The organism is Bacillus sp. JJ1122 (assembly GCF_036964885.1).
In the GTDB taxonomy this organism is placed as follows: Bacteria; Bacillota; Bacilli; order Bacillales; family Cytobacillaceae; genus Mesobacillus.
Genome location: NZ_JBALQL010000042.1, coordinates 20915 through 27276, shown reverse-complemented (window position 1 = coordinate 27276; position 6362 = coordinate 20915). Strand labels below are relative to the sequence as shown.

At 38.5% G+C, this 6362-nt stretch carries 5 protein-coding genes; 2 read left to right on the top strand and 3 right to left on the bottom strand.

Annotation, left to right across the window (positions count from 1 at the left end; translation table 11 throughout):
* Nucleotides 1-13 precede the first annotated feature (13 nt).
* Entirely contained in the window at nucleotides 14-1363 is a 1350-nt protein-coding gene (locus V7201_RS20670) for a hemolysin family protein (protein ID WP_335378649.1), read from the bottom strand.
* Nucleotides 1364-1865: 502 nt separating this feature from the next.
* Between V7201_RS20670 and V7201_RS20665 the strand changes: the two genes are divergently transcribed.
* Nucleotides 1866-2933, top strand: a complete 1068-nt coding sequence (locus V7201_RS20665) for an ATP-binding protein (protein WP_335378648.1) — start codon at nucleotides 1866-1868, stop codon at nucleotides 2931-2933.
* Between the two features lie 34 nt (nucleotides 2934-2967).
* Here V7201_RS20665 and V7201_RS20660 read toward each other — a convergent pair whose 3' ends face one another.
* Complete coding sequence (locus V7201_RS20660; protein ID WP_335378647.1) at nucleotides 2968-3531, bottom strand: GNAT family N-acetyltransferase; 564 nt, start codon at nucleotides 3529-3531, stop codon at nucleotides 2968-2970.
* A 115-nt stretch (nucleotides 3532-3646) separates the two neighbouring features.
* On the opposite strand from V7201_RS20660, the gene V7201_RS20655 reads away from it, so the two are divergent.
* On the top strand, nucleotides 3647-4921 hold the full coding sequence (locus V7201_RS20655; protein ID WP_335378646.1) for a dicarboxylate/amino acid:cation symporter: 1275 nt from the start codon (nucleotides 3647-3649) through the stop codon (nucleotides 4919-4921).
* A gap of 53 nt (nucleotides 4922-4974) precedes the next feature.
* On the opposite strand, the gene V7201_RS20650 is transcribed toward V7201_RS20655, so the two are convergent.
* On the bottom strand, nucleotides 4975-6105 hold the full coding sequence (locus V7201_RS20650; protein WP_335378645.1) for a histidine kinase N-terminal domain-containing protein: 1131 nt from the start codon (nucleotides 6103-6105) through the stop codon (nucleotides 4975-4977).
* Nucleotides 6106-6362 lie beyond the last annotated feature (257 nt).

The following is a 6362-nucleotide window of genomic DNA, read 5'->3' as shown; positions in this document are numbered from 1 at the left end:
GCTTGCGCTTTTCTTATGATAACACTTCTGTCTGATTCAACAAAAAGTTTTCTGCTGGTTTTTCAGATTCCTGCTGCTTGGTTACTTCGATATATTTAATATGATGCTCTTCCATTTCAATGATTTTAAATAAGTAAGGGCTACAGCTGACAATGTCACCCTGTTTCACTTCATAGTTCTCCGTAAGCATCCAGCCGCCAATCGTATCCACATCTTCATCGTTAATATCAAGGCCAAGGAGGTCATTAACCTCGCCCACGAGGACTTTGGCATCTATGAGATAATGGCTTTCCTTGATCATGCGGACCATCGGAATCTCATCCATATCGAACTCGTCGCGGATTTCACCGACGATTTCTTCTAAAATATCCTCAACCGTGACAAGTCCGGAAGTACCACCATACTCATCCATTAAGATGGCCATATGAATTCGTTCCTTTTGCATTTTGACAAGCAAATCATGGATTGGAATGCTGTCAATAACCCTGATGATCGGACGAATATATGAATCTAGCGTTTTCTTGCTACGGCCTTCTTCATCAATCAAGTCCGTCATTACTTCTTTTATATTGACTAACCCAACGATGTGGTCCTTGTCACCATCAATGATTGGGTAGCGTGTGAATTTTTCTTCCTTTACAACCTGAAGGAAAGTCTCCAGTGTGTCTTCTTTAGACAGGGAGATAATTTCCGTACGTGGCACCATGATTTCTTTGGCGATCCGGTTGTCGAATTCAAAGATTTTGTTTACATACTTAAACTCTGACTGGTTGATTTCACCACTTTTTAAGCTTTCAGAAAGGATGATGCGAAGTTCCTCTTCAGAATGTGCCAATTCATGTTCGGAAGCAGGCTTTAGTCCAACAAGGCCTGTGGCCAGTCGTGCAGATCCGTTCAATGCCCAGATGAAAGGGTACATTATTTTATAGAACAAGATCAGTGGACGAGCTGTATTAAGTGAAACCCACTCTGCTTTTTGAATCGCCAGCGTCTTCGGGGCCAATTCTCCGACTACCACATGAAGAAATGTGATAATGGCAAATGATATTCCTACTGCCAAAACGTGGCTGAATGATTCTGGAATATCTAGACTGCGAAACACTGGGCGAAGTATTGAAGCTATTGTCGGTTCACCAAGCCACCCTATTCCTAATGCAGTAACTGTAATTCCAAGCTGGCAAGCGGATAAATACTCATCCAGATTTGATATTACCTTTTTTGCAGCTATGGCCTTTTTGTTGCCTTCTTCTATTAATTGATCAATTCTGGAACTTCTCACTTTAACAATCGCAAATTCTGATACGACGAAAAATGCCGTTAAAGCAATTAAAATGGCTATCATAACCAAGTTAAATATGTCCAAATAAATTCCCTTAACCCGCAAATTTACGGGTAAGGAGTCACCTCCTGATAATCTGAAAATTAAGCCTGTAAAACAAGCTCCATTTATTAATGTCATGACTAATTTGTTCAAGATTTAAACCGGCCCATTCCGTGCGGCTGCTACAGCCAGGGCCTTGATCCTGTTACACTGTTGCTTCCGCGCTCATGGCTGTTATTTTCTTGATACGATAGAATGCCCCATCATACCACCTCAGCTTTTTAAATTTAAAATTAATTATACCATATTGAGATAAGGTAAAGGTGAAAATTAATACGTTTGATAATAATGTATGAAACTTTCACATAAAGTATGAAGTTTATGGTTAATTATATTAGAAAATTCAGATTTTTACAAACCGGATAAATTAAGACTTCGGTTGAAAATTTCCCAATGGTAAAAAAATCCTAATTAACTGAAATTTAACATTTAGTATTTGTAACTTATAAAAATATTCAGTAAAATCTAAGAAAGGAGGCTGTCTATGAGTATTCTCGTATCAAGTTTGGAAAATAAATTGAATAAACTTGCAAAACCTAATGAAAATATTTGGGTCGAACCAGCAATGGACTTTATTTGCAAGCGTTCAACGGAGGGTCTTATTAAATATGTTTCTCCTTCTGTTGCAACCATGCTTGGATACGAACCTTCCGAACTAATCGGCAGACTTTACACCTTTTTTGTACATGCTGACGATTACAAAAGAATCTCGAGCGTTGATATGCCTGAAGGTGAGGGTATTTGCTGCCTTACTTATCGCATAAAGCGGAAAGACGGAGTGTATATTTGGGTGAATTCACAAATTTCTGTAATCAGGCACCCTGAAACGAATCAGCCTTTCGAATTAATTTCTGTAACAAGTGATGTTTCTGCAAAAATTAAAGCGGAACATTTTATTCTTGAGTACGAAAAATTAAATGTTGTTGGTCAGCTTGCTGCCGGCATTGCACATGAAATAAAAAATCCCTTAACAAGCTTGAAGGGTTTTATCCAGCTTATGAAGACTGAGTCTAAAATGAACCATAGCTATTTAGCAATAATGGAAGATGAAATTAAAAGGATCGAAGCAGTTTCAAAAGAATTGATGATGATGGCTAAACCTCATAACTCCGATTTTAGTTCATTTGATGTAAATTGTCTGGCTGATCATGCAATCACCTTGCTTATGGCTGAAGCAGCAAAAAAATGCGTTGAGATTACAAAACGCTCAAATCTTAGTGATGCTATGCTTCTTTGTGATGGGGACAAAATGAAACAGGTATTTATTAATTTACTGATGAACGCAATTGATGCAATGGATACACCTGGTGAGATTATCGTTGAATTAACAAAAGGGGAGGATACAATTCTTATTTCGATCATGGACCAAGGGAAGGGCATCCCGCCTGAACACTTGGACAAGCTGGGTAAGCCATTTTTTACTACGAAAGAAAATGGAAACGGACTTGGATTGATGATCTGCTATAAAATCGTTGAAGAACATGGTGGGAAAATTACAGTTGATTCCAATGGCAATGGAACAACTTTCGTTCTGCATCTGCCTGTGACTTAAGATTACCTGAAAGTGAGTATCCGTTTAACTGGTGTCACCGGATTAATCTGCCCAATTTCTGCTGCCACTCTCTTGATAAAAGTCCATATACAATCAAATCATGGTACCTCCCATTGAGGAACTCGCCATCACGGATCATACCCTCTTTTTTAAACCCGAATTTTTCTGGGATTGCCTGGCTTTTAAAATTATCTCTTCCGCACCGTACCTCAATCCGGTTAAGGCCGAGCTTAAAAAAGGCATAGCTTATGACTGCTTGGATTCCCCTTGTAATGATACCTTTTCCCTGCATTTTTTCTATCAGATAATACCCAATGCTTGCCTGTGAATTAAACCAGTCCACTCCTTGCAGGCTAATGCACCCTGCCAGGATCCCTCTGTATCTGATGGCTAAATGAAACCCTTGCTTCTGTTGAAATTGTTTTTGCCACATATCGATAGCCAAATGAAATTGTTCTACAGCGAGCATATTGTCTACCCAGGGAAGCCAAGTCCGTAAATAATCCCGGTTAGATTCCACCAGCCAAAAAAGCTCATCAGCATGATAAGTCTGAAGGAGGTGTAACTCAATCTCCCTATCTACTTTTATTGATAACATATTAATAGCCTCCTTATGGTACAATCCTCCATTTGATTCTAGGGTGTTTAAACTTTGTTTCCTGAGGGAATAAAATCTTACATTGTTTTTTACACTTTTTTCTGGGAGGAAGAATATGAAGCTAACAACAAAGATATTAATCGGTCTTGGTCTAGGTGCTCTGACCGGATTAATTCTCAACATCTTTTCACCAGAACTGTTCTCAGTTTTGGATAAATTTTTATTTACGCCGTTAGGCAAGATTTTCATAAATTTAATTAGCATGCTTGTTGTGCCGATTGTCTTATTCTCAATCATTTTGGGAACAGCTGGGTTAGGGGATCCTAAAAAACTCGGCAGGATTGGATTGAAAACAGTCTCTTACTTTCTTGTCACTACAGCGATTGCGATTGTGATTGGTCTTTCCTTGTCATACCTTATTAAGCCTGGTTTAATGGGAGAGTTTGATACAAGCGGAGCAGAATTTAAGGCAGAAAAGGCGCCATCGGTCAGCGACACCTTCTTAAATCTTATTCCAACAAATCCGTTTGAAGCATTAACTTCAGGAAATATGCTTCAAGTCATCGTCTTTGCTTTATTCATAGGATTAGCTTTAACAGCGCTTGGCAATAAAACGAAAGGGATCTTAAATCTTGTCGAGCAAGGTAATGAGATCATGATGTATTTAGTAGGGCTGGTCATGAAATTTGCTCCTTATGGAACATTTGGCTTAATTGCAACCGCAATTGGCAGCCAGGGAGTCGATGCCATTAAAGCGATGAGCGTATATATGCTTGTAGTAGTCCTTGCATTAATCATTCATGCTCTTTTAACTTATGGATCAAGTGTATATTTCCTTGCTGGTAAAAACCCTTTCTGGTTCTTCAAAGGTTTCTCTCCAGCGATGGGTGTAGCTTTCAGTACTTCAAGCAGTAATGCTACTCTGCCAGTTTCGATGGAAACAGCACAGAAGAATCTGCGTGTTCCAGAATCAGTCAGCAGCTTTGTCCAGCCGCTCGGTGCGACGATCAATATGGATGGTACGGCAATCATGCAGGGGGTTGCAACAATTTTTATTGCACAGGTATATGGGGTGGACCTATCACTTGCAGAGCTTGCAACAGTTGTTATAACGGCAGTCCTTGCAAGTATTGGAACAGCAGGTGTTCCAGGAGTAGGGTTGATCATGCTTGCGATGGTTCTGCAATCTGTCGGATTGCCTGTTGAGGGTATTGGATTGATTCTCGGAATTGACCGACTGCTTGATATGGCGCGTACAGCTGTAAACATTACAGGTGACGCAGCATGCGCAGTCATTGTGGCTGAATCAGAAAAGAAACATGCAGTAAAGAGTGAGAAACTTAGAGTAAAAAGTTTGAATGAAAAACGGTCATTAGAGTATACAGAATAATATCGAAAGCCCGTCACTTCTATATGAAGGACGGGCTTTTTTGATAGTAAAAATCAATTTTCAATTGGGGTGAGAGGCAGCAAAATGATAAAAGATGTTTTTTCAGGTTCTGATGAACATGCAAGAATCCCTTTATGTTTTTCAATAATTTCCCTGCAGACGAAAAGACCCAAGCCGGTTCCAAGGGTTTTTGTTGTGACAAAAGGTTCGAATATCGTCTTCAGCAAATTGTCAGGAATCACTGGCCCGTTATTAGCAATTTCTAATTTTATATGAGTGTCATTCACGAAAAATCCCTTGATTTCAATTTTTGGATCATCCCGGTATTGGCTTAAAACATCAATGGCGTTAAAGATAATGTTGATGAGTACCTGTCTGATTTCATCCGCATAACCGAATAATTCCATGTCATCTGAGACATTCTTGACAATCCGGACATTCGTATCGAGGATACTTGGATAAAGGAAATTTAATACTTCATCGATCATCTTGTTCAAGGAGAATAGACTCTTCTCTTTTCCAATCAGTTCTTTTTTCGATAAAAGCAGAAATTGGGAAATGCGGAAATTCAATTGCTCTAATTCACTAGAGATAATATCCAGATACTTCATTTCGGGATGATCTGATTTTAAAAGCTGGATGAATCCTTGAATTGAAGTTAATGGGTTTCGAAATTCATGAATAAAACTCGAGGTCATTTGTCCAAGCAATGTCAATCTGTCCTTATGTGTTGAATCAATGAATTGGTTTTTTTCCTCGATGATTTTATTTTTTTGTTCATTATAATAGGATACTGCGTAATATAGGAAAGTATCAAAGCAATAGTTGATTCTATTAATTGTGCCTTGGAGTTCTTCCCATTCCATATTCAGTTTGTGCAAATGCTTGTAAATGATAGAACGGCCGGAGTTCACGTTAAATACAAAATCTCCAATATTGATATCAGAGCGTACTCGTTCCTCTCCTACGGTAAACGCTATTTTTTGAAGATGTTCATCAAGCTCTTCATTCGTTTTAGTAAAGACTGATAAAATAATTGCGTACATTTCTTCAGCATTCTTATTTATTTTTTGCTTATATGGATCGTCTTCAGATACGATTATATTTTCATTCCAATCAGCAATCAGAATTTCTTTTTCACTAGTCAGGAAGCTAAGCAATCTGTTTTGTGTTATTGGCAGCATTTTTTTAAGTCCCCCAGTTTAACTTTTCCATTTCTAAAACATTCGTTGAAAAAACGCAAATCCCTTTGTCGAATATTAAGAAGATGCGGAGAAACGCGTCGAACAGGCAAAAATGTGACAAAAGACCGATTTTTTTGGCAGATGTCAGGGAGTTTGTCTATGTAAATATTCGACATTAACGCGCTGGTTTACCTGGTTTGACTGAATTTAACTAATGGCTCTGTTAAAGTTGAATATAGATTTTTAAACCCTGTTGA

Bases quoted from the DNA above. Each gene is read 5' to 3' on its own strand.
- V7201_RS20665 (WP_335378648.1), top strand. From the start codon at position 1,866: ATGAGTATTCTCGTATCAAGTTTGGAAAATAAATTGAATAAACTTGCA.
- V7201_RS20660 (WP_335378647.1), bottom strand. From the start codon at position 3,531: ATGTTATCAATAAAAGTAGATAGGGAGATTGAGTTACACCTCCTTCAG.
- V7201_RS20655 (WP_335378646.1), top strand. From the start codon at position 3,647: ATGAAGCTAACAACAAAGATATTAATCGGTCTTGGTCTAGGTGCTCTG.
- V7201_RS20650 (WP_335378645.1), bottom strand. From the start codon at position 6,105: ATGCTGCCAATAACACAAAACAGATTGCTTAGCTTCCTGACTAGTGAA.